The organism is Acanthopleuribacter pedis (assembly GCF_017377855.1).
Classification (GTDB): domain Bacteria; phylum Acidobacteriota; class Holophagae; order Acanthopleuribacterales; family Acanthopleuribacteraceae; genus Acanthopleuribacter; species Acanthopleuribacter pedis.
This window is the reverse complement of record NZ_JAFREP010000027.1, coordinates 116,061-140,325: the sequence shown is the minus strand read 5'-3', so window position 1 is coordinate 140,325 and position 24,265 is coordinate 116,061. Positions and strand designations below refer to the sequence as shown.

General features: G+C 57.8%; 12 protein-coding genes. 8 read left to right on the top strand and 4 right to left on the bottom strand.

The window, feature by feature from the left end; all coding sequences use genetic code 11:
* Nucleotides 1-42: 42 nt before the first annotated feature.
* Nucleotides 43-1,281: a SpoIIE family protein phosphatase gene (locus tag J3U88_RS25170; RefSeq protein WP_207861765.1), complete on the bottom strand. Its 1,239-nt coding sequence runs from the start codon at nucleotides 1,279-1,281 to the stop codon at nucleotides 43-45.
* Between the two features lie 211 nt (nucleotides 1,282-1,492).
* On the opposite strand from J3U88_RS25170, the gene J3U88_RS25165 reads away from it, so the two are divergent.
* Both J3U88_RS25165 and J3U88_RS25160 read left to right on the top strand, forming a co-directional pair.
* On the top strand, nucleotides 1,493-3,349 hold the full coding sequence (locus tag J3U88_RS25165) for an ABC transporter ATP-binding protein (RefSeq protein WP_207861764.1): 1,857 nt from the start codon (nucleotides 1,493-1,495) through the stop codon (nucleotides 3,347-3,349).
* 1,001 nt (nucleotides 3,350-4,350) lie between these two features.
* Complete coding sequence (locus tag J3U88_RS25160; RefSeq protein ID WP_207861763.1) at nucleotides 4,351-6,072, top strand: zinc metalloprotease; 1,722 nt, start codon at nucleotides 4,351-4,353, stop codon at nucleotides 6,070-6,072.
* An 89-nt stretch (nucleotides 6,073-6,161) separates the two neighbouring features.
* On the opposite strand, the gene J3U88_RS25155 is transcribed toward J3U88_RS25160, so the two are convergent.
* A complete protein-coding gene (locus J3U88_RS25155; protein ID WP_207861762.1) occupies nucleotides 6,162-7,685 on the bottom strand; it encodes an SLC13 family permease in 1,524 nt (507 codons plus the stop codon).
* 790 nt (nucleotides 7,686-8,475) lie between these two features.
* Between J3U88_RS25155 and J3U88_RS25150 the strand changes: the two genes are divergently transcribed.
* The 5 genes from J3U88_RS25150 to J3U88_RS25130 all read left to right on the top strand — a co-directional run bounded on the left by J3U88_RS25150 (nucleotide 8,476) and on the right by J3U88_RS25130 (nucleotide 16,543).
* Nucleotides 8,476-9,633 (top strand): tetratricopeptide repeat protein, encoded by a 1,158-nt coding sequence (locus J3U88_RS25150; protein ID WP_207861761.1) that lies wholly within the window; start codon nucleotides 8,476-8,478, stop codon nucleotides 9,631-9,633.
* 432 nt (nucleotides 9,634-10,065) lie between these two features.
* Nucleotides 10,066-12,417 (top strand): serine/threonine-protein kinase, encoded by a 2,352-nt coding sequence (locus J3U88_RS25145; protein ID WP_207861760.1) that lies wholly within the window; start codon nucleotides 10,066-10,068, stop codon nucleotides 12,415-12,417.
* Between the two features lie 42 nt (nucleotides 12,418-12,459).
* Complete coding sequence (locus tag J3U88_RS25140; RefSeq protein ID WP_207861759.1) at nucleotides 12,460-13,002, top strand: cysteine hydrolase family protein; 543 nt, start codon at nucleotides 12,460-12,462, stop codon at nucleotides 13,000-13,002.
* 380 nt (nucleotides 13,003-13,382) lie between these two features.
* Nucleotides 13,383-15,572 carry a rhomboid family intramembrane serine protease gene (locus J3U88_RS25135; RefSeq protein WP_207861758.1) on the top strand — a complete coding sequence of 730 codons (2,190 nt, stop codon included), beginning with the start codon at nucleotides 13,383-13,385 and terminating at the stop codon, nucleotides 15,570-15,572.
* Nucleotides 15,573-15,709: 137 nt separating this feature from the next.
* Nucleotides 15,710-16,543, top strand: a complete 834-nt coding sequence (locus tag J3U88_RS25130; protein ID WP_207861757.1) for a DUF547 domain-containing protein — start codon at nucleotides 15,710-15,712, stop codon at nucleotides 16,541-16,543.
* On the opposite strand, the gene J3U88_RS25125 is transcribed toward J3U88_RS25130, so the two are convergent.
* Nucleotides 16,522-17,118 (bottom strand): hypothetical protein, encoded by a 597-nt coding sequence (locus J3U88_RS25125; protein ID WP_207861756.1) that lies wholly within the window; start codon nucleotides 17,116-17,118, stop codon nucleotides 16,522-16,524. The two genes, J3U88_RS25130 and J3U88_RS25125, sit on opposite strands and share 22 nt — an antisense overlap.
* Nucleotides 17,119-17,339: 221 nt before the next feature.
* On the opposite strand from J3U88_RS25125, the gene dxs reads away from it, so the two are divergent.
* Nucleotides 17,340-19,319: a 1-deoxy-D-xylulose-5-phosphate synthase gene (gene dxs / locus J3U88_RS25120; protein WP_207861755.1), complete on the top strand. Its 1,980-nt coding sequence runs from the start codon at nucleotides 17,340-17,342 to the stop codon at nucleotides 19,317-19,319.
* Nucleotides 19,320-19,349: 30 nt separating this feature from the next.
* Here the strand turns inward: dxs and J3U88_RS25115 are convergent, their stop codons facing one another.
* Nucleotides 19,350-24,239, bottom strand: coding sequence for an ATP-binding cassette domain-containing protein (locus tag J3U88_RS25115; protein ID WP_207861754.1), 4,890 nt, complete (start codon nucleotides 24,237-24,239; stop codon nucleotides 19,350-19,352).
* Between the last annotated feature and the right edge of the window lie 26 nt (nucleotides 24,240-24,265).

Sequence of the window (24,265 nt, the reverse complement as noted above, 5' to 3'; positions counted from 1 at the left end):
CGCGACCTTTGGGATCGTGGGGCGTTTTTTTATGGCGCTCGCTTATTCGGGGTTAAGGAATTGCAGACCCAAAATCGAGAGGTCGTCATCCAATACTTCGTCGCCGACCCAATCTTTCAGTGTTTTGTGAACCGATTCCAGTGCCTCGCGCAGCGGTAAATCGCCGTATTGTTGGAAGGTCGCCAGCATGCGTTTTTGCCCAAAACTTTCCCGTTCGTCGTTGCGGCCGTCGGTCAAAGCATCCGAATACAGGTACAAGCGATCTCCCGGCTGGTAGGAAAATTCGATTAGGTCGTAGCTTGCTTTGCGCAACAAACCGACCGGGTAACCGCCGTCGCCGACCAGTTCCGCCCCGCCGTTGCTTTTGAGCCAGACCACGGGCGGGTGGCCCGCCTGGGTTAGGCTGATGCGGCGGGTGCGTGTGTCGATCACCCCGTAAAACATGGTGAAGTACTGGGTACCCGAACTGGGTCCCAAAAAGATTTGGTTCAGCTTGGTCACCATGGCGACGGGATCGAAAAAATCCAGGATGGGCACGCGCGGATCAATCTGATCCTTGACCGCCATTTGATCTGCGAGGGTCGAGGGGTTGATCACCTTGGAGAGCGTGACCGACTGCATCGCGGCAGGTACGCCGTGACCCGCCACGTCGAGCAAGTAAAACGCGGTACGCGCTTCGTCCAGTTGGAAATAATTAAACATATCGCCGGCGACGTATTCACAGGGGACAAACAAGGATTCAAAGCGGAAATCGTTAAAGGTGCGGTGGTGCTGGGGCAACATGGCTTGTTGCAGGCGACCGGCGGCTTCCAGGTGGGCGTGAATGGTTTTGTTGGCTTCCTCGAGGGCTTGGTGTTTGGCGCGTACTTCCTGCAGCGCTTGTTCTTTCTGGCGCTCGAATTCGAGCACGCGTAACCCCGCGCGAATGCGTACCTGAAGCTCTTCTTTCTTAAAGGGTTTCACGATGAAATCATCGGCGCCCGCTTCTATGCCTTCGACCAGGTCGTTGCGTTCGGCTTTTCCGGTCAGCAGCATGATATAAATGTAGCGATTGCCGGACCCGGCGCGCACTGCCTTGCAAAGCTCTAGGCCGTTCATTTCGGGCATCATCCAATCGGTGATGACAAATTGGATGTCTTCCTCTTTGAGGATTTCCAACGCTTTTAAGCCGTTGTCGGCAACAACAACCTCGTGTTGCCAGCGCTTGAGTCTGCGTTCAAGCAGTTCGCGCATATCGTCGTCGTCGTCGACAACCAGGATTCGTCTTCTTTCAACGGGCACGGTTGCTCCAAGTGGGGGTAACCGGGGTTCACAACCACCGGTACGGCCGAGAGGGATTGTTGGGAAGGCATAGGAACCAGCCCCGATTTTACCTAAAAAACACCGTGAACCCCCGTATTAAATGCAACGCGGGGCGGTTTTGCCGGGGGTGGACCGATTTAAGCCCGGTTAGAATGGTGCGTCTCCGGTTCTTTTTCCTTGGGATGGTTTCATGGTTTTTCATCAATCGCGTCATCAGGGGCGGCGCACCCCGGCCGCGGGCGCGCCGCCTGACCCAGAGCGCACCCGTTTCTTTTCCGTATTTCGGTTCAGTGGTCGCGCCCTGGGGTTGGTTTGGCAGACCTCGCGTGGCTTGACCCTGACCATTGGCGCGCTCACCTTGGTGGCCGGTTTGTTGCCCGCCGGCGTGGCCTATGTCGGCAAGTGGATCGTCGACGGGGCGCTGGCGGCGATGGAAGGGCGTGCGGAGGCTGCCTCATTGATTGGCTGGATCGCGCTGGAGTGCACCCTGGTGGCCGCGTTGGCCGGGGCCCAGCGTGCCTTGGATGTGTGCCAGTCGCTCCTGCGCGCTCAGCTTGGGCAGCGGGTGAATGTGATCATCCTAGAAAAAGCACTGAGGATGGAGCTCGCGCAGTTTGAGGACAGCGAATTTTATGATCGTCTCACACGGGCCCGTCGCGAGGCTTCCAGTCGGCCGCTCAGCTTGGTCATGCGCACCTTTGGTTTGATTCAGAACCTCATTGCCTTGCTGAGTTACGGGGGGTTGTTGCTGGCTTTTTCCCCGCTTGCCGTGTTGGTCCTGGTTTTGGCCGGCTTGCCCGCGTTTGTCGCCGAAACCCGTTTCTCCGGCGAAGCCTTTCGTTTGTTTCGCTGGCGCGCGCCGGAAACCCGCAAGCGCGCTTATTTGGAAATGGCGCTTGCCCGTGAGGATTTTGCCAAGGAGGTGAAAATCTTCGATTTGGGGCCTCTTTTTTTACAGCGCTACCGCCAGATCTTTAACGATCTCTACCAGGAAGACCGCAACCTGACTTTGCGACGCGGCTTTTGGGGGTACGTGCTGGGTTTGTTGGGAACCCTTTCCCTCTACGGTGCTTATGCCTGGATTGGCTGGAGCGCCGTGCAAGGCGCCTTAACCATCGGTTCCATGACCATGTATTTTCTGGTGTTTAAGCAGGGGCAATCCGCTTTTTCAGCCGGGTTAAGCGCCGTCGGCGGCATGTTCGAGGACAACCTTTACCTTTCCAATCTCTACGAGTTTTTAGAGGAGCCCGACGCCTTGCCCGCCGGATCGGCGAAGGTCGGCCCCAAGCCCGGCGACGGTGTGCGGTTTGAGGATGTCTGGTTTACCTATCCCGGCGCCGGTGAGCCGGCCTTGTGCGGGATCAATCTCCACCTCAAGCCTGGCCAAAAGCTGGCTTTGGTTGGGGAGAACGGTTCCGGCAAAACCACGCTTATTAAGTTGTTGACCCGTTTGTACGAGGTGGAGCGCGGCCGGATTCTTCTCGATGGGTTGGCTTTATGCGATTGGGACCGCGGCCGTTTGCGCGAGCGGATTGGCGTGATTTTCCAAGACTTTGTGCGGTACCAAATGTCGGTTGGCGAAAATATTGGCGCGGGCGATGTGACCGCTTTTGCGGATCGGGACCGTTGGCAAACCGCCGCCGAGCGCGGTCTGGCGGCGGAATTGATCGACCGTTTACCCGACGGCTACGACACCCAGTTGGGGCGTTGGTTCCACAAAGGACAGGAGTTGTCCGGTGGGCAATGGCAGAAGATCGCCGTGGCGCGGGCACTGATGCGGCGCGAGGCGGATATTTTGGTACTGGACGAACCCACCGCGGCCTTGGACGCCGAGGCCGAGGCGCGGATTTTCGAGCAGTTCCGTGAGATGACCCAAGACCGCATGGCAATTCTGATTTCGCACCGTTTCTCAACCGTGCGCCAAGCCGATTTGATTGTGGTGCTGCGGCGCGGTCGCGTGATGGAACAAGGTGATCACGCGACGCTGATCCAGCTTGACGGCGATTACGCACGGCTTTTTAAGTTGCAAGCCAAGGGATATCAATAAATTTTCTCGGATTAAGTTATTTGAATGGAAGGTTTTGTCTGTTTGGCGGCCTGGACGGCGCAAAAAAAACGAAAATGGATGACACCTTTTCCTCCGTCCTGTCGCCCTTGATGCTGAAACGGGATGGAAACCACTTAGAACAACGACACCTTCAATCACTGCAAGGCTTTTTTCAGCAGAGACGAAATCCTATGAAGCCAGGATCGCGTTTCTCCCCTTGCGGCCCCGTTGTTGTGAGTGATCCGCACCGATTTTCGTGGAACGGTATTCATCACAAGCCGGTTGGTTCACATGCCAACATCATGGTCCACCGGCTTGTGACTTTTTTCGCCGAAACAACCGCTGATCAATTCCGATAAAACCTTATCAAATAAAAACCCAGTTTATCGTCTACGCCTTATTACAATTCTATACAAAAGAGCCCCCGCTTTTCCGGCTTTGGTCGTGAAATTCGGGGGCTTTTTTCGTTTTTCGGCGAAAATAAAAAGTTTATCTTTGTGTGTTTTTTTTCGAAACCTTGGCTTGGTGATCGGCACTAACTAGCCAGATACGGCAATTGAGCGGAAACGATTCAATCAGCCGCCCCACCATCGCAAGAGGCGACCAATTGCCTGGATGGATTTGGCGGTCGGCGAGCGGATCAACTGTGCCCAGGGCTGTGCGGAAGAAAGGAAACAACGGCGACCATCACGGAGCGGTCGTTTGTTAAAAGTCTTGTATAAAGCGGTTTGTGGCGAACCTTTGGTTTTTGGAGGCCTTGCCGACACAAAAACGTGTACGACCACAACCGATCGGGATAAACAGATTTTGGATGGCGCGCTCGCTTGCGGTGGTCATCGGTAAAAGCACAAGGGTCTGTTTGAATATCGACTATCAAAATGGGTTCACCGGCGGGCCTTCAGGGATTAAGTACGTCTTGTATTTAAGTGCGCCTTGCTGGTGAAACATACTAACTTAAAAGAACATCATCTCAAAAGATTGAGTATTTAGAGGAGCTTATTATGTCTCGTCGTAGCAGTTTCGTTCACAAGTTAATTCTTTGCATCTTGTCCTGCCTCATGTTTTTACCCACGGCCTTTGGTTCGGTTATTCCCATGGAACGCGAACAGGTTATTCAACGTTCTAACGCGATTTTTGTCGCCACCGTGGTTGGCAAAAAAGTGCGCTGGAACGAACAGGGCAACATGATCGTTACCGACTACCACTTTCAAGTAGAAAAAGGCCTTTGGGGCAAAATGGACGAACTCATTTTCCTGACCTTTGCCGGCGGTGAGTTGGATGGTGAAAAACACCAAATCCACGGTGTGCCCGAGTACGGCTTGGAAGAACGGGTGATCCTGATGGTTGAAGACCTGGAACGTCCCTTGTTCAGTCCCGTAACCGGTATGTACCAAGGCAGTTTCATCGAGAGCTTCGATGAACGAGACGGCCGCTCGATGGTCCTCAACGGGGAAGGCGAACCGATTTTGTTCAAAGGTGAAACCATTCCTTTCGAGGCCTTTGTCGATGTTTTGATCGATGAAATCCCCGAGGCCAAGGCCAAGCCGGTGCCCAGCCTCGAGTTGCCCGACCATTTGCGGCACTTGGCGATTCCTACGGAAAAACTGCCCGCCCTTAAATACGACCGCAACGACGATCTGATTTTCGAAGACGGCTGGGAGCCGCCCACGCGGAAGTTCGACCTGGAATTGGACCGGGACATTCGCGACGAATACATCAAAGAAGAAGGTGAAGAAGGCGAACCCGGTCATTACGACAGCGACGGCAAAGACAAGCACAACCACCACGCCCATAGCAAATGGTCTTACTCCAACCGTGCCAAAAACGTTCCCATCGTCTTTAACCCCCTGCCTTCCGGTGGCTTGATCGGCTTGCACGACCAATACGCCATGGCTTACTGGAACAAGTACAGCGACATCTTCCGCGTTCGTACTTCCACCGGTTCCTGGGCTTGGGGCAACGGTCGCTACGACATCGCCGGTTTCCAAAGCAACGCCACCATGGTGAGTCAATTCGGTTCCGGTTGGGGCGCGACCACCTTGGCCGTCTGCTGGAAGCGTTGGGACTGGACCGGCTTCAGTGTTGAATCCGACATCGCCATGAACCCCGCTTTCTCTTGGACCACCAACGATTACGACACCTACAGCAACGCCAACCTGTTCAACGCCGACCGCACCTTGTTACACGAAGTCGGTCATTCCTGGGGCCTCGATCACCAGTTCAACTTCCTCTCTGTGATGAACTACGCGCCGCATAAGTACCGCGCCTACACCGTTCTCTCGGGTGACGACACCATGGCTGTCCGCGCCGCCTTCTCCGGCCGCACCGTGAACCGCACCGATCTGGGCGTCGCGCTTTACTACAACACCGGCTTCCAAAGCTACAGCGACAGCACGCTCAACAAAATCTACGTTCGCAAAGGCGACACCATCCGCATCAGCAATTTCATGGTCGAAAACACCGGTACCACCACCATCAACACCCCGACCATCCGCTGGTACCTGGTCCCCAACATCAACAGCTGGGGTTCAAACCGCTACATCGGCACCACGACCCACTCTTCCCTGGCGCGTGATCACTACTGGCTGACCGCACGCACCTTGACGATTCCCGAGAGCACGCCGACCGGTTGGTACTACATCGGCGCCTTCGTCGGCACCTCCGGCGACAGCGTGTGGCAGAACAACTCAAGCTGGTGCGGCCGTCGCATCTTCGTCTACTAACCCCCAACTGCATAAAATCAGCGCCAAAACGGAAACAGCCCCCACCTCGGGGGCTGTTTTTGGTTTTGGTTTTGGGCTTCGGTTGAGGGTTAACCCATAATCACCGGGATCCATAGCCAGGTGACCAGCGTGATCAGACCCACCCCGATGAAGTTGAGCCAAATACCGACCCTGGCCATTTCTGGAATGGAGATTTTGCCGCTGCCGAACACAATGGCGTTGGGCGGTGTGGCCACGGGCATCATGAACGCCATACTGGCGGCAAGGGTCGCGGGGAATACCAAAAGGTAGGGATCGAGCGCCATGCCGATGGCAATCGCGGTCAGGATGGGAACCAGGGTGGCGGAGGTCGCCGTGTTGCTGGTTAATTCGGTCAGGAAAATGACCATGGTGGCAACCAGGGCGATGAGCAGAACGGTGGGAAGGGTTTGCCAGTGGGTGACCAGCGAACCCAGATAGGCGCCGAGTCCGGTGCTTTGGATGGCGCCGGCGAGGGCCAAGCCGCCGCCGAATAGAATGAGAATGCCCCAAGGCATTTTGACCGCGGTTTCCCAATCGAGCACAAACACCCGTTCTTTGGGATTAACCGGCAGGGAGAACAGGCACAAGCCGGCGAGAATGGCGATACCGGCGTCGGTCAGGCCGGCGAGGGGTTGCAGGTCGCCGATGGTGAGTTTGGTGAGCATGGGGCGCATCAGCCACATGGCGGCGGTCATCAAAAAAACGACCAGGGTAATCACCGAGCCGCGGTTGATCGTGCCGAGCTCGCGGTAGGCTTTGTCGATGAGGGCGCGACCGCCCGCGGGTGGGTTGGGGCTGACCTTGTAGAACAGCCGGGTGAGCAGCCACCAAGACAGCGGCAGGAACACGCAGGTCAGCGGGAAGCCGACCATAAACCACTGGGCAAAGCTGATTTCAGTGCCGAACCGTTCGCGGATGTAGCCGGCGAGGAAGAGGTTGGGTGGTGAACCGATGAGGGTGGCGACGCCGCCAATCGAAGCGGAATAGGCAATGCCGAGCATCAGTGCCGGGGCGAATTGGCTGGAGGCACCTTCTTTTTCTTCGATCAAGGCGACGACGCTGAGGGCGATGGGCAACATCATAATGGCGGTCGCGGTATTGGAAACCCACATGCTGAGAACGGCGGTGACGATCATGAAACCGGCGATCATCATGCGTTGGCCGCGGCCGAAAAAGCGCAGGGTTAACAAGGCGATGCGACGGTGTAGGCCCCAGCGTTCCATGGCCTTGGACAGAAAAAAACCGCCCATGAACAGGAAGATCAACTCGTGGCCGTAGCTGGTGGCCACATTTTTGATTGGGGCGGCACCCATCAGGGGTAACAAAACGAGGGGGACCAGGGCGGTGGCGGAGATGGGGATGGCTTCGCTGAGCCACCAAACTGCCATCCAGACACCGACGGCGGCGGTCACGCGGGCCTCGTGGCTGATCGCGACGGCGGCGCCGTCTTGGTTGAGGTAGCTTTCGGGCAAGGCGTAAAAAGCGAGGCCGGCCAAAACCGGTGCGAGGAAGAAGCCGAGCCATTGAATGGTGGCGCGGTCAAATTTGGCGGGTTTCTTTTCTTGGGTGGGGGGTTCGTAAGCTTTTTGCATAACGTCCTCATTGATAAGGAAACCACGGTGGGGGACCGCGGCAGGATTGATTCGAGGTGCGTAACCGCTGTGAAGCGAGGGTGCGGGTTGCGCGGGTACGCGGGTTTGCCCGCGGTTCTCACGAGGATTCGTCGCGAGAAGCATGAAAGCCTTGTGAGTACGAGGATTACGACTGAGAGCAAACGGAGCGGGGCCGACCCTTCGGCGTAGCACCGCTACGTCGAGTATTGCTCGACTGAGTAATGCGGATGGCCGCCCCCTCGTAATCGCATGGGTTTCAGGCTTCGCAGCAGAACGCCTTGTGAGAATTGCGGGTTTGCGGACAACCCGCACCTATCATGGAGCAAGGGGGATACCAAGCGCGATGGGTTTTTTTGATCTCACCGTTTCTTCACGAAAAAGCAGGCGCACCAAACAACTGCTTTTGATGGGCACGATAGCGATGAAGCGTTGTAAGGTGACGAATTAAGGCCGTTTATCGCACTCGGATCACCCAAACAGCGACGGAATGGGTTGCGGATGGATCACGGGCGAATCGCCACGTTATTGCTGCGTTGCGTCACGCGTTCCGCGATTCTTGCGGGTTTGCCAATGCCGCACTGAGTCGGGTGGGGAATCTTGCGCGTTGGTTGGGGATTGCCGCGCTGCCCATGCTTGTCAGCGTCGGTACGACCTGATATGGTGCCTATGGTTTGTGCACGGGATGTTGCTTTTGCCCCGGGCGCGTTGCTGTACCGGCGCCCGCGATGTGCTGAACCCTATTCCTTATATAAAAGTTGGAGGCCGTATTATGACTGAATCCCAAGAGGGCCATGCCGAAACGACCCAAACCGATCCGCTTCTCCCGGGCTTTAAGCTAATGGAAGAAGGACGTTTGGATGAGGCTGTTGCCTTTTTCCAAGAAGCGGCCTCCAAGTATCCCCGCGACTGGCGCGTTTTTGCGCAGTTGGGGCAATTGCAACTTGCGAACGAGAAACACCACCAGGCGATTTACAACTTTACCCGCTCCATGGAAACCGCGCCGGATCGGGCCGCGATTTTGATTTTACGTGCCTTGGCTTTTCTGGAAATCAAAGACGTGGGTCAGGCAGAGGCCGACGCCGAGCAGGCCTGGCCCCTTGCGGGCGAGAACGTCGAAAGTTGGAACCGGCTCGGTGTGATTTACGGCCGACTCGGTGAGTTTGATCGCGCACAAACCGCCTACGAGCAGGCGCTTGAATTGCAACCGCGCGCCGCCTCGGTGTATTTCAACCGCGCGGTAATGATGGCCGAGGCCCAAGATTTTGTGGCGGCGGTCGATGATTATCGCGAGGCCTTGGAGGTGGCTGACGGCCCGTGGCCCGAAGCGCTGCTGGGCATGGGCGTTTCTCTGGTGAAAATTGACGATCACGACGAGGCGATTGAATGTTTCCGGGCCGTGCTTGAGTTGAAAGGCGCGGATTCACCCATGGGCCGTATGGCGCGCCGCTACCTGTCCGAACTAAACGCTTTGACCGAGGCCGATGCCGCGCCGCAAGGGGAGACCCAAGCCATCACCCCGGCCCAGATTAACGACCTGATCCGCGAGGTCAGCCGCCATCAGCGCGAGGAAGAAGTGGCGCGGCTGTTCCGCGTTTTGGTTGCCTTGCCCTTGTACACCAACCCGGTTCAGATTGAAGGGGAAGAACCCCAAGATCCCGACGCCGTGCGCCTGCCCGTGTTTAACGGGGAAGAGGGCAGTTATGTGGTGTTTTACGCCGACGAACAGGACGAGCGTTTGCGTCCTGATCACATCGCGCTCCCCGGGGACCGCGTCATGCGTTGGTGTATGGATCAAGGCAACATCGAAGGTCTGATGGTGCAAAACACCGTTGGTGATAATGTGTGTTACCACAAGAATTTGTTTCCCGCTTTGTTGGCCCGATATGATCGCTTCATGGCCGAGCACCAACCCGAAAACCAGGACTAACGCGGCTTTGCCAACCAGCCCCTTCGCGTGGCGCGCACCCGCATTGCTAGCCCGCGGTTCTCACAAGGATTCGTCGCGAAAAGCAGAAAGCATTGTGAGTACGAAGCTTACGACCGAGAGCCGGCACAGGTGTAGCAGCTGAGGCGAAGGCGGCTCGACCAAGTAAGGCGGAAGGCCGCCCCCTCGTAATCGCATGGCTAGCCCCGTAGCAGAATTCCTTGTGAGAAATGCGGGCTAACCCAGGTTTCTGCCACGGGACAACCCGATTGAGCAATGCGGGCCAAGCATTTTTTTGGGCGACGGCCGATGTGCGCTACAATGCAGCATTACAAAAAAGCTTTTGACTGGGTTTCATCCGTTGGTTCACCAGGGCTTTCCGTGAAATTTCGGCAACGGGGAAGAGGACCCGCGGGGATTGTGCGTTGAGGGTTTATGGACACCGCCTCCGGTGAAGATCAGTTTCAGCACATTTTTATTGCCGCCCTCGATTTATCGGGAGAGGCACGCGACGCATTTCTCGATAAGGTTTGCCGCAAGCAGCCCGATTTACGTGAAGAGATTGAGGAAATCCTGGCGACCTTGGACCCTACCGAACTGACCGGGTCCAAGGAGAAGCGCGCGCTGGATATTTTCGGGTTTTGCCTGGATCTAGACCGCGAAGCCCGCGCGATGTACCTGGCCAAGGTGGCGGAGCGCTGCGCCGAGGTTCGCGAGAAGGTCGACAAATTGCTTACTTCCCACGGCGAGGCGGCCGACGCGGAATTTATCGAAGCATCGCCCATGGCGGATCCCGAACAAGTTCCCTCGACCGGCTTAAAAGCCAACGACGTGGTCGGCCCTTATCGCGTGATTCACGAGATCGGTCGCGGTGGGATGGGCGCGGTTTATATGGCGACCCGCAAAGACGAAGAGTTTGAGCAAGAGGTCGCCCTCAAAATTTTGCCCTACGCCATGGCGACCCAAGATTTGATTTCCCGCTTTAACAACGAACGCCAAATCATGGCCAATCTGAGCCATCCCAACATCGCCACCTTGTTGGACGGCGGTGCCACCGACGACGGCTTGCCTTATTTCGTGATGGAATACGTCGACGGGGTGCCCATCCACGATTATTGCGATTTTCAAAAACTGACCATTGCCGCGCGTTTGCGTTTGTTCCGCAAGGTGTGTTCGGCGGTCCATTTCGCGCACCAAAACCTGGTGGTCCACCGCGACTTAAAGCCGGGAAACATTTTGGTGACCGCGGCGGGTGAACCCAAGTTACTCGATTTCGGCATAGCCAAAATTCTGCGGCCGGGCAGTCACGAGCCGGTGACCCTCACCGAAAGCGGCGTGCGCCCGATGACGCCGGAATACGCCAGCCCGGAACAGGTGCGCGGCGAAATCGTGACCACGGAAAGCGATATTTACGCCCTTGGCTTGTTGCTCTACGAACTCTTGAGCGGGCACCGCGCCCACCGCTTCGGCAACCGCACGGAGGAAGACGTTCAGCGTGTGGTTTGCGATGATTACCCGCCGCGGCCCAGCGTCGTTTTTTGGGAGCGTTTCCAAATTGAACGCGCTCGCGGGACGGTGGTGCTGACGCCGGAATCCATCAGCGAGAAGCGCCGGACCGATCCGCGTCGCATGGAACGCCAGTTGCGCGGCGATCTCGACAATATGATTATGAAGGCGATTACCAAAGATCCCGATTTGCGTTACGCCTCGGCCGAACAGTTTTCGCTGGATATTGTCAATTACCTAAGCGGGCACCCCGTGCTGGCACGCGGGCACAGCCCGCTGTACCTGATGCAGCGATTTTGGGAGCGACACCAATTCGCGATGATGACCACCTTTATTATGGTGGTGATGGTGCTGCTGTTTGTGGTGACCGCCTTGGTGCAGCATCGCGAAACCTTGGCGCAACGGCGCGCGGCCGAAATGCAACGCGCCAAGGCGCATTTTGTCGGTGAGTTTTTTTCCGATCTGTTTGCGGTACCCCAAGTGGGCGGGCCGGCCGGCGAAATCCCCGCCAATCTGATTACCGACCGCGCCATGCGTCGGATTCAGGAGTTTTATCCCGATAATCCGGCGGTTCAAGCGGCGGTGATGCATACGGTTGGTTCGGTGTGCCTCAACCTGGGTGCTGAAAATCAGGCGGAATCCATCATCACAGAAGCCCTGGCCTTACGGCGCGAACAGGGGGAAGCGCGCGATGTCGCCGAGAGTTTGCGGGTTCTGGCGGGTATTCATGCCCGGCGCCGTCACTTTGACAAGGCGGAGTGTTTGCTGCTGGAAGCCCGATCATTGACCGAGGCCGAGGACGACCAAATCGCCGCCCTCATGGACGGGCAGGTCTTGCAAGATTTAGCCGAAGTTTATGACGGACAGGGGCGCCACGACTTGGCCGAACCCATGCTGTGGCGGGCTTTGGCCGTGTTTCACAACCAGGATCAGCGAGACCCCGAACGGGTTTCCCGCATCTTGTACGCCTTGATCAGCCATTACCAAGAATTGGAGAAATGGTCCCACGAAGAGGTTTTGTTGAAATGGGCGTTGGAGGAGCAAATTCAGGCCGGTTCGGACGAATACTTGGTTCATACCTTTGCGCGCGTGGCCGAGAAACTACGCCGCGAGGGCGAACACGCGCGCGCCGACTACTTCCTTCAGTGTGCCTTCGATTTGAGCCGGGAAACCTACGGCGCGCAACACCGTTTGGCGCGCAACTTGGAACAGGCGTTGCGGGAATTCGACGAAACCGGCGTGGCTGAACCCGAACCCAACGATAGCCCGTTGGTGCAATAATACCCGCCGCCGCGCGGGGTGATCTTTGAAAGGAGCGCAAACATGGATCGTCGTGCTTTGGTTTTGATTGATGTGCAGCAGGGATTTGAGGAACCTTTTTGGGGGCCGCGCAACAATCCCGATGCGGAGGCCAACATGCAGCGTATTTTGGCCCATTGGCGCGAACAAGGTTGGCCCGTATTCCACGTCAAACACAATTCGTTATCACCTAAATCACCCCTGCACCCGGACAAACCCGGCAATGCCTTCCTGCCCGCTGTTGCTCCCCTGCCGGGCGAGCCGGTGTTTGAAAAAACCGTGAACAGCGGCTTTATCGGCACTGATTTGGAAGCGCGCTTGAAGGAGGCGGGCATCACCCGGTTGGTGATCGTTGGTTTGACCACGGACCATTGTGTTTCAACCACCACCCGCATGGCGGCCAACCTCGGTTTCTCCGTCGAGCTTGTTTCGGACGCCACCGCAACCTTTGACAAAACCGACCATCGCGGCGTTTACATACCCGCGGAAACCCTTCACAACGTTCACCTTGCCTCGCTCCATGAGGAGTTCTGCATCGTGAAAACGACCGAGCAAATCCTGGGCTAGGATGGTTGGGTGCGTTGGTGTGCCGGTTGGGGGGTAGTGTTGTATTCGTTTTTTCTCAGGATATTTTGATTTTGAGGATGCGCTGAGGTTGCTTCTCCCGCCCAACCGTCGGTTGGGCTTGGGAATATCCGCCGCGGATATTCCCGTCACTTCGAAACACGGCTTCGAGATGGCCGCGTCACATATAGAAATAATCAATGTTCGTTCGTCTCCTTGGCTGTGCCGGATCCTTTGCTTGTGTGCTGCACCTAACGGTGATTTTCAGGCGCTTCTTCCTTCGGATTTCGCCTGATTGGAAGGTGGCCGCCCGCGCGATGGGGTCGCCGCCCCAGGCTGTTTTCGTGTACGCTTGGAACAACCCTTCTCTTGGAGCCAAAACCTTGATTCCTGTTGGTATTGACCAATCCATTTTGCGCCGGGTTCCGATTGTCTCGTTTAGCCTGATGGTCGTTTGGGTCGTTTTGCAGTTTTTGTCCAATCTCGGCGGCTCGCAAGAGGCGTTACACGCTGATTACCTCGATTTGGTGGACACGTACCGCGAGCATCGTTACATCCAGATCAGCCCCTACCATGAGGCCGTCTTGGAGGACCGCCTCTTTTTTGAAACGGTGCATTATTACGATGTTCAGGATTATCTGGATTCCCTTTCGCCCGAGGCACGGAAAAAAGTCGAGGCCAAGGTTTCGTATTACGGTGGGGCGACCCTGCCCGAAATAGCCATACCCGAGGTGAGTCGTCAACAAGTTGAAACCGCCTCGCGAAAGTTTGCGGTTCGGGTCGATCAATTTTTGCGCCATTATCCCGCGTTTCGCTACGGCATCGGCCAACGCGGTTTCTCCGCTTTTGGTTTGCTCACCTATGTTTTTATCCACACCAACATTCTGGTGTTAATCGGACACCTCGTCATGTTTTACTTCACCGGCCCCTTAGTAGAGGATCGTTTCGGGCGTCCCTTTTACGGTGCCTTCCTGGCGACCGCCGCCGTGTTTACCGGCGTGATGCTTTTGGGTCTCCACCGCAACCCGTACCACACGGTGGTAGGTGCCGGTGGCGTTGTTGCCGCGGTGACCGGCGCGTTTTTGTTTAAATTCTACGACGTTCGCTTTACCTTTTTTTACGCGACCCGCTTTGGCTCGGGGACCTTCAAGGTCCCTGCCTATCTCTTCATCACCGTGCTGGCTTTCTTTTTCGGATGGATGGCTTACTTTGACCGCGGTTACGGGAGCGGCGCGGTCTGGCTGTATGTTTGGGGTTTTGCCTTTGGGTTTGCCATCGCCGCCCTTTTAAAAATCACCGGTTGGGATGTGCGCATCGATCCCAAGGGCCTCGATTTGGATCTTCCCGAAAACAACCCCGTCAACGCGGTGCGACAGGCCGACGCCGACGGAAAAGGCGACGCCCTCGACATTTTGGCGCGCGGTATAAAGGATTATCCCGAAATGGAGGATCTGCGTCGCCGTTATTGGACCCGCGCCCGCGAGACCAAGGATCCTGTTCACCTCGCCGCCGCCGCGCCTTGGATGTTCGAGCATTCCCTGCAACACGAGGATATCGGCACGGCGTTGATTGTGTACCGTACCTGCCGCGACCTGGTCCCCCATCTGCGTTTTCCTTTTGACCTGTGTTGTTACCTCGCCGGAACGCTGATGGAAATCGGCGATTATGATGCCGCGGCCGAGGTGCTGGATCAGCAAAAAGCGATTCTCTTCGAGTACAGCCCGCAACAACGTCTGCAGTTGGCCTTACTTGCCGCGGATTGGAGTCATGCGCGCGCCTTGGCAATCGCCGAACCGTTGGAAAACAACGGGGATTTGGATGGGGAGAGCCGGGAAACTTTGGCCACCTCGCTCGCGTTTTGGCGCGATGCGCCGGATACCGTTTATGCGCCCGATCCCAATGTGCGCAAGCCGCTTGATCTATCGGAGTACCAACAACCGATGGTTTTTGACCGCGATACCTGGGCTGAGGAATTGGATCCGGCCCAAGATCATTGGCAAAACAAGGCGCACGCGGTAGCCCTGGTGCCCGAGGTCGACCCCGGCCGGCCCCCGTCGGCTTCGGGTGATCACCCGGCTGTCCCGACCCAGCCCACCGGTCCCGTCCCCAAAGTCGCGCCGTCCCCGCAAGCCGTGCCCGCGGGCGCCCCGGCGAGACCCCAACCCACCTTGTTCCGGGCCGCGGTGCAGGGATTAAACAAAGAAGGCATTTTGCTGCTGATCCCCGGTCAACAGGTGCGGACCTTTCCCTTTCAGCGAATCAACGGGTTAACCCTTGCTTTGGTCGCGGGTCACGGCCTGGTTCTCGACTTGGTTTTCGGCGACCTTGAGGACACCTCGGCCGTGGCGCGCGTGATCCGGCTCGAACCCGATGATGCAGCGGCCAAACGTTTGTTTCCCGATGTCCGCGACGCCCGCACCGCCCTGGTGATGCTGGCCCGTACCCTACACGAGGCCTCCAACGCCCATTTGATCCTGGGCGAAGCCTCGTTGAAGGGACCCGATCTGGCGCGATTTCCCTCACTCCAAGCCTTGGAGCAGCGCTGTTATCCCGGTCGGGTGTTGTCTGGTTAAGCGATCCCGCGGCCACTGTTGTTTCACGAGAAGAAAATCGGCACAGTCGGTGTTTAACCTAAGAAGCGCGATGAATCGCGGTGATTTGGGCGTAAGAGCCCGGTTCGGGCACAAGAAAAAGGTACATTGAGGCTTTGGTGGCGGCAAAAATCGGAACGGCTTTGGTTTTGGGAATGGTGTTGATCGTCGCTGCAATCGGCGCTTGGCGATGGTTTGCCGGTTTAAACGGTGTCGCCGCGGTGATGCATGTCGATGAGCGACCCTTTTTGAAACCGGACCCGCGTTTGTGGGACGTTTTCCTCAAAGAAGTGGTGACCGACGGGGGCTTGGTGGATTATCAGCGGGCGGCGGGTCCGGCCCGACAACATCTCAATGCATATTTGGCGGAAGTGGCGCGGGCCACGCCTGCCCAATTTCCCGACGAGGCCGCGCGGCTGGCCTTTTTGATCAACGCCTACAATGCATTTGTGATCCAAGGTGTGCTGCAGCACCGGCCGATTCAGTCGGTTGAGGATGCCGGTCCCTTGCGGCAATTTTTCCGCGAGCGGGCTTATCTCCTTGCGGGCCGGAAGGTTTCCTTGCACGGGCTCGAAACCACCCTCATCCAGCCGCTGGACGCCCGCGTCCATTTCGCCTTAAATTGCGCCGCGCGTTCCTGCCCGCCGTTGCGCGCCGAGGCCTACGTACCCGACCGATTGGAAGCGCAATTGAGCGAGGCCGAAACCGCCTTCATTAACAACGAGCGCTACAACCACTACGACCCCGAGGAGAAGGTATGGCGCCTGTCCTCGATTTTTAAATGGTACCTGGCCGATTTCGGCGGCGAACAAGGCTTGCGCAACCTGCTGCAAGCGCGGGGGCCGCGTGGTACCGTCGTCGAGGCCCCCATCACCTACCTGCCTTATGACTGGTCGCTCAACGACAGTCGGCGGGGGCCTTTGCCCGCGATTCAATCTGATTCGGCCGATTGATCCGGCCAAGGCACCTCGTATAGGGCGATAAGGCGCACCGGGCCGGGTTCGCAATGGCTAAAGTCACCGTTTTGGAGGTGGACGCGCGGTGTATCCAGGTCAGGAAACAGCAGGTGTTGGTTGAGGTTGGGAAAATCTTTGTAAAGGCCGTTACAACTTAAATAAGCGCATTCCGGCAGGGTTCCGGCGTAGAAGGTCACAGGCTCGAAGCCAAGCAGGGTTTTGTGGGTCGGTTCCTGGACGGCCGTGGGCAAACCGGGATCCGGGCGTACCGCGCCGAGATCCTCCCCGGCCGCGCTGTATTGGCGGGGGTAGGCCTCGGCGTAGAACAGCCGCATGTCGGTGGTGTCCACCCCGAAATGGGCCGCCGTTTTCAAAAGAATTTGGGGATGGTCAAACAGCCAGAAACCGTTGTGGTTCCAGGCTGAAACGTAATCGCAGAAGCTGTCGACCACGCAGCTGCTCAAGGTTGCCGGCACGTTTGGAAAGCGCCATTCGCCCGTGTTTAACAGATCCGCTGTCGCGGGCTGCTGCTTGGCGGTGTAACCCATGGGAATGCGTTCCCAGTCGTTCATGGTGCTCCTTCTACTTGAAAGTTTTTCGACGCTGTTTAATCTTGTGAGAGGGTTTGGTTCACCCCCGTGTCTTCGCGTTTTTACGTGGGCCGCGCTGGATCGTTGCAACGGACCGCATCAAGGTTGATACTTGGTAGCGTGTTTGGAAAGTTGCGGCATGGGCGAACAAGTGGTAATAATATTCAGATTTGGCGAAATTTCGCTTGTAGGTGTAGGAAAACATGAGTGATCTCCTTGACCGGATCAACAGCCCAGAAGACCTTAAATTACTGCCTCGCGAGCAGTTACCGCAACTTGCCGAAGAGCTTCGGGCTTTTATCAAGGACTTCACCAACACCACCGGCGGCCATATTGGCTCGGGAATGGGCGTGGTTGAACTGACCATTGCTTTGCATTACCTCTTTGAATTTAAGCAACAAGACCACCTCATCTTCGATGTGGGCCACCAGTGTTACCCTCACAAAATTCTGACCGGTCGCCGCGACCAGATGGGTACCATTCGTCAGAAAGGTGGCTTGAGCGGGTTTCCCGATCCCCATGAATCGCCCTATGACCGCGTTAAAACAGGTCACGGCGGTACCAGCCTCAACACCGCGGTGGGGATGGCGATGGCCTTGCGCAATCGCGGCGAGCAGGCGGACCGCAAGGTGGTAGCCATGTTGGGCGACGCCGGTTTGCAAGAGGGTTCGGCGCTGGAAGCACTCAACTACGCCGGTGTCTTTGACGACCTACCTTTGATTATTGTGCTAAATGATAATGAACACGGCATCGGCCCCTCGGTGGGCGCCTTCATGAAGTATTTTTCTAAAGTCCGTTCCGGCACCATTTACCGCGCCGCCAAGGGCAACTTCAAACGTTTGACCAAAATGATGGAAAGCGCCTCGCCGTTTTTCGGCAAGTTCACCTACGACGTGGCCGACCGTTTGAAGTCGAGCATTCACGGTTTGGTTCCGGTGATTGCGCCCGGCTTTTTGTTCGAAGCGCTGGGTTACTTTTATTACGGCCCCATCGACGGGCACGATTTTCCCACGCTTTTGGAAGCGCTTGAGGATTGTAAATCCTTCCGCCGTCCGGTCGTGTTGCACTGCATTACCACCAAGGGCAAGGGTTATTCCTACAAACAAGATCGCTTGGCCTACCATGCCGGCAAACCCTGTAAATCCATCACCGCGCACTTGCCTGCCGAGTTCAGCGCGCAAGGCGGTCCCGCCTACACCGACGTTTTTGTCGATGAAATGATGCGTTTGGCCGAGGAAGACAAGGACGTGGTGGCCATTACCGCCGCCATGCTGGAAGGGACCGGATTGGTGAAGTTCCGGGACAAATTTCCCGACCGCGTGTACGACGTGGGCATGGCAGAACAGCACGCGGTGGGCATGGCCCAGGGTTTGGCGCTCGCGGGCCAAAAACCGATTTGTGCCGTGTATTCCACCTTCATGCAGCGTTCCGTCGATCAAATTTTTCAAGAACTGGCCTTGATCAACACCCCGGTGGTGATGTGTTTGGACCGTGCCGGTTTGGTAGGGCCCGACGGAGCCACCCACAACGGGGTCTTCGACATCACCTACTGTCGCATGTTCCCCAACATGACCGTGATGGCGCCGCGCGACGGCGGCGAGTTACGCCAGATGATGCGTCTTGCCGTCAATCACCCCGGCCCTACCGCGATTCGGTTCCCACGGACGCGCACCCCGATGGAATCCGCCGAGTTGCCGCGCCTTCCTTTTAAAGTCGGCGAATCCGAACAACTCCGCGACGGCAACCACGGCTGCTTGCTGGCTTACGGCACCATGGTTTACATGGCGCTGGATGTGGCCGGTGAAATTTACAGCCGTTACGGTATTGAACTGGCGGTGATCAACGCGCGTTTTGCCAAACCCTTGGATGCCAAGATGATCGCGCGTGAATGTGCCCGTCAGCCCGTGGTGTTCACTCTTGAGGACCACAATCTCGCGGGTGGGTTTGGCGCGGCCGTTTTGGAACATGCCAACCAAAACCAATTGGACGCGGGTAAAATCGAAATGTTCGGCATCGGCGATGTGTTTATCGACCACGGCCAACGGGTCGAAGCCCTTGCCATGGCCGGTTTGGATGTGCCCACCCTGATTAAACGGGTGGAGCAACGCCTGGGCCTCAAAAAAGAAGCGGTGGGAAACGCCGAGCCGGCGGCTAAGATAAAACCTCGCGTGCTGACCCATTAAGCGCTTGGGCCGCTCCCAGCCCCTTGATTTTTATAGATAGGGTTTGAGCGCGGCGCCTGTTTTAGAATCGGGTTTTGCCGCGATCTGTTCCGGTGTCCCGCTAAAAATAACCTGTCCGCCCGCCTCGCCCGCGCCCGGTCCGAGCTCGATGATGTGGTCCGCCAATTTGATCAGGTGGGGACGATGTTCGCTGATCACAAGCGTATGACCCGCGTCCAGCAGTTGGTCGAAGAGGGTGCGCAACCGTTGCAGATCGCGGAAATGAAGGCCCGCGCCCGGTTCGTCGAGCAGGAACAAGCTGGGTGCTTCCGTTTGCCGTAATGCGCCGGCGAGGTGGAGTCGGTTGCGTTCGCCGCCCGAAAGGGCCGCGGTTTTTTGGCCTAAACGCAGGTATTCAATTCCGGTTTGCGCCAGTTCGTTGAACGCGTCGCCCAAGGGGGTTTCCGCGAACCAAACGGCGGCTGCCGCGAGCGTTAAGTCGAGCATTTCGGGGATGCTTTTTCCCCGGTAGCGGAAAGCGGCGACCTCGGGTTGGTATCCCGAACCCCCACAGGGCTCGCAGTCGTAGGTGACATCTTCCAAAAAATCCATGGCGATGCGTTGTCTGCCTTCGCCTTTGCATTGCGGGCAACGGCCCTGTTTGCCATGTGGCGAGAAATGGGCCTTTTTTAGGCCCAAACGGCGCGCTCCATCACTTTTTGCAAGCAAGGTCCGTAAAAGTTCGAACAGGCCGAGGGTTTCAATAACTGAGTTTGTGCGGGCGATGGTTCCGAGTTCACTCGTGAAGTAAAAGGTTTGGCGGAAGGAATCGTGTCCGCTGACGGCGTCGCAGTGACGCGGCTGTCCCGAGGTGACGGAGGCGGCCAAAACGTCCAACAACAAGCTGCTTTTCCCGCTGCCGGAGACGCCGGTGAGCGCGATGAGGTTGCCGGTTGGGAGATCAAGGGAAACATCGCGCAGGTTGTTGGCGCGCGCGCCGCGAATGGTGATCGCTGGGCCGCCGCGGCGTCTCTGGCGGGGAAGGGCGATCTGGGATGGGTTTCGCAAATAAGCGCCGGTGAGGAAGTTGTTGTCGGCCAGTACCTTCTCGCGAGGACCGCACGCGGTCAGTTCACCGCCTGCTTCGCCCGGCCCCGGCCCGAGTTCTATCAAATAATCGGCTGCCTTGATCAGGTCGGGGTGGTGTTCCGCCACCAGAATGGTGTTTCCGTTGTCGCGCAGCAATTTTAATTTTTCGCAGAGACTCGCGATGTCACAGGCATGAAGCCCCAAGGTGGGTTCGTCCAAAATGGTGGTAATTCCGCTCAAACCCCCGTAAAGAAGCGCGGCCAGCCGGACGCGACGGCTTTCGCCCGCGGATAAGGTGGTGCCGCGGCGATCAAGAGAAAGGTAACCCAAACCCAACGCGGCAAGCGCGTCCAGGCGGGCGATGATTTTGGGGATGGTGGCCGCGGCGACTTCACCGGCGGCACCCTCCAGCGTGGCGCGCATTGCTTCAAACCGGCGGCGACAGGCGTCAACCGATTGTGCGGCGATTTCCGGTAAAGCGGCACCCGCGACTTGGACGCGACAGGCGGTCGGGTTCAGCCGTCGGCCGTTGCACGGGACGCAGGTTTGATCGCGGAGCAAATGCGCCATGGCTTTGCCTTTGGGATCACCGTGGGTGCGGTCGTATTCTTCTGTAATCAAGGCCGCGAAGCCCTGCCAGGGGGTTTCGAGATCGTGGGTGCCGGTGCGTGTGCCTCGCTTGAAGGCCCAGGTGACCTGGTGGATTTCCGGGCCTGTTCCCCACATGGCGATGCGACGTGCCGCATCGTCCAATTGCTGCCAGGGTTGTTCAAAGTCAATTCCGTGACCTTGACCGACCGCCTTGAGAATCGCGACATGCCGCCCCGATGGATCACCGTAAAACCGGCCGATTTTTTCGCCGGCCATGGCGCCGTCGGTGAGCGCCCGCGCCGGGTCGGTGATTAACTTCTCAGGATCGGCCACGCGGCGAAAACCCAATCCCTTACAGTCGGGACACATGCCCTCCTGACGGTTGGCGGAGAAGAGGGAGGCGGTGAGAATCGGTTTTTTTTCGCCGCTGCCGGATGGCTCGGGGTAGGCGCCGGCCCTGCTCCAAAGCAGCCTGAGCAAGGGATCGATGCCGGTGATGGTGGCAACCGTTGTGCGCGGGGTTTGGAATTTTGAGCGACCGGCCACCGCGAGGGTTGGCGGCAGTCCGGTAAGGGTGTCGACCTCGATGTCGGCGCCTTGGGCTAACACCGCTCGTGTTTGGCTTGAGAGCGATTGGATGAAGCGCCGCCGACCTTCCGCCGCGATGGTATCGAACAGAAGTGATGATTTGCCACTGCCGGAAACCCCCGTCACCACCGTGAGTTGCCCATGGGGGATGTCCAGGGACACATTTTTTAAGTTATGGGTTCGTGCACCGCGAATCCGAAGGCTGGTGTCCGGTGGACGGGGGGGCTGTTTTTTGATGTCTGGTAGCGGGTTGCCCTGCAACATCCGCGCGAGGAGCCGCGCGGTGGGGGAGCCCTGTTCGTCGGCGATTTCTTCCGGGGTTCCCTGGGCGGTTAGCCGGCCCCCTTCGGCGCCGCTACCCGGCCCGAGGTCGACGATATGATCCACGCGGCGAAGTAGGTCGGGATGGTGTTCCACCAGAATGATCGTATGGCCCTTTTCAATCAGGCCGTTCAGCGCCTCGAGCAGGCGCGTAATGTCGTGGGGATGAAGACCCGAGGTTGGTTCATCCAAGAGGTAAAGTGTGTGTGTTCCAGCAGGGCGCGCGAGTTCGGAAGCCAGCTTGATACGCTGGGCCTCGCCCCCGGAGAGCGTGGTCGCCGCTTGACCGAGGGTCAGGTAACCGAGGCCGATTTGGGCCATGGCGCGCAGGGGAGGGGCGATCTTTTTCTGGTCCGTGAAAAAGGTGCGTGCCTCGTCGACGGAGAGATCGAGGATTTGGCGGATGTTTTTTCCCTTGTAGGCGACTTCCAGGGTTTCGGCGTTAAATCGGCGGCCCTCACAGCTAGGGCAGGGCACCGAGACGTTTTCCAAGAAATGCATGCCGATCTCATAGACGCCCGACCCGCTGCATTCCGCGCAGGCACCGCCCTTGAGATTGAATGAGAAGCGACTTTTGGTCCAACCCCGGCGCTTGGCCTCGTCCTGCTCCGCCATCAAGATGCGAATGGGATCGAAGAATTTGACATAGGTTGCCGGGTTACTGCGTGGGCTCCGGCCGATCGGGGATTGGTCCACCACAATGACCTTGTCGAAATCCGCCCCTTCAATGGCTTGATAAGATTCTGACTTAACGAGGGTTGTGTCGGATTTGTCACACAGAGCTTTAGCCAGTATTTCGTGGACCAGGGAGGACTTGCCCGCGCCGGAAACCCCGGTGACCGCGTTGAGCGCGCCTTTTCGAAACCAGACGTCGATGTTCTTGAGATTGCGTGCCGAGGCGCCTTTGACGGTAAGCAAACCGCGGCCTTGACGCCGCTTGGGGGTGGGGACCGTGCACTCGCCGCGCAGGTAGACGCCCGTCGGGCTTTCGGCGGGCAGAAGATCCGGGTCGGGCGGGCCTTGGTAGAGCAAGCGACCGCCTGCTTGACCCGGCCCCGGTCCCATATCGATCAGGTAATCCGCATGGCGCATGAGCAGTGCTTCGTGACTTACCGCGACCACCGCGTTGCCTTGGTCACGCAACCGCAGCAGAACCTTGAGGAGTTTCGCTTGATCCTGTTGGTGCAGGCCCATGCCGGGTTCGTCCAGAACATAGAGCAGGCCCTCGCGGGGCTGAGCGGCTTGAATGGCTGTTTTGATGCGCTGGGATTCGCCACCCGACAAACCGGCGGCGTTCCGTTCCAAGGGTAAGTAGCCAAGACCTAATTCTTCCAAACAATCGATGCGGCGCAGCGCGTCCTCGGCGGTTCGTGCCGCGACGCCGCCTTCCTCGCGGATGGTTCTGAAAAAGTCGCCCAAGGCGCTGATGGAAAGGCGGCTGAGATCGGCGATGGTGCGACCCGCGACCCGCACCCCGCGCGCTGCTTCACACAAGCGGCTTCCGCCGCAGGCGTTACAGGGTTTGGAGCGGGCGAAACGCAGTGCATTGGGGTTGCGATCTCGGGTCAAAATCTCATTGATCACCCGAACGATGCCTTTGTAGTACCCTTCCTCGCGCGGTTTCGCGGTAATGCCCGACCATTTGAGTCGTGACTCAAGTGAATGCTTTCCAAAGGGGATCTTGATGCGTTCCGAGCCGTAAAAGACCACGTCCTGCTGTGCTTTGGTGAGTGCTTGCCACGGGGTGTCCACGTCGAAATCATGGACGCGGCAGACCTGGTCGAGGACGGCCATGGTAACTTGAGAATAAACGATATAGCCACGTTTCAGGGTGGGAACCAAAGCGCCTTGGCGCAGGGTTTTGGCGGGATCGGCAATCAGCAGTTGCGGGTCAACCCGGTCTTGGTGACCGGTGCCGCGGCAGTCGGGACAGGCGCCGACGGGCGTGTTAAAAGAAAACAAGGATCGGGTTAGGGGTTGGTCGCTATTTGGCGGCGCCTCGCCCAAACGTGCGAAGAGCAGGCGCAGGTTGTCGTAGATTTCGGTTAAGGTACCCACCGTGGAGCCTGCACCACCGCGGGCCGTGAATTGCGCGACCGCGATGGCCGGGGGCAATCCTTCGACCGACCCCACATCAGGGGTACTCATGCGGCCCATGAACTTGTGGAAATGGGTCGATTGATGCATGAGAAAGCGTCGTTGACCCTCGCGCAGAAGCGTGTCGAAGGCCAGCGAAGATTTTCCCGAACCGGAGACGCCGGTAATCACGGTCAGGGCGTGGAAGGGGATATCCACGTCGATGTCGCGGAGGTTGTGTTCGGCGACACCGCGCAGGCGAATGGTTCGGTTCATGGCACGCTCCCTGTGGCGAGATCAAA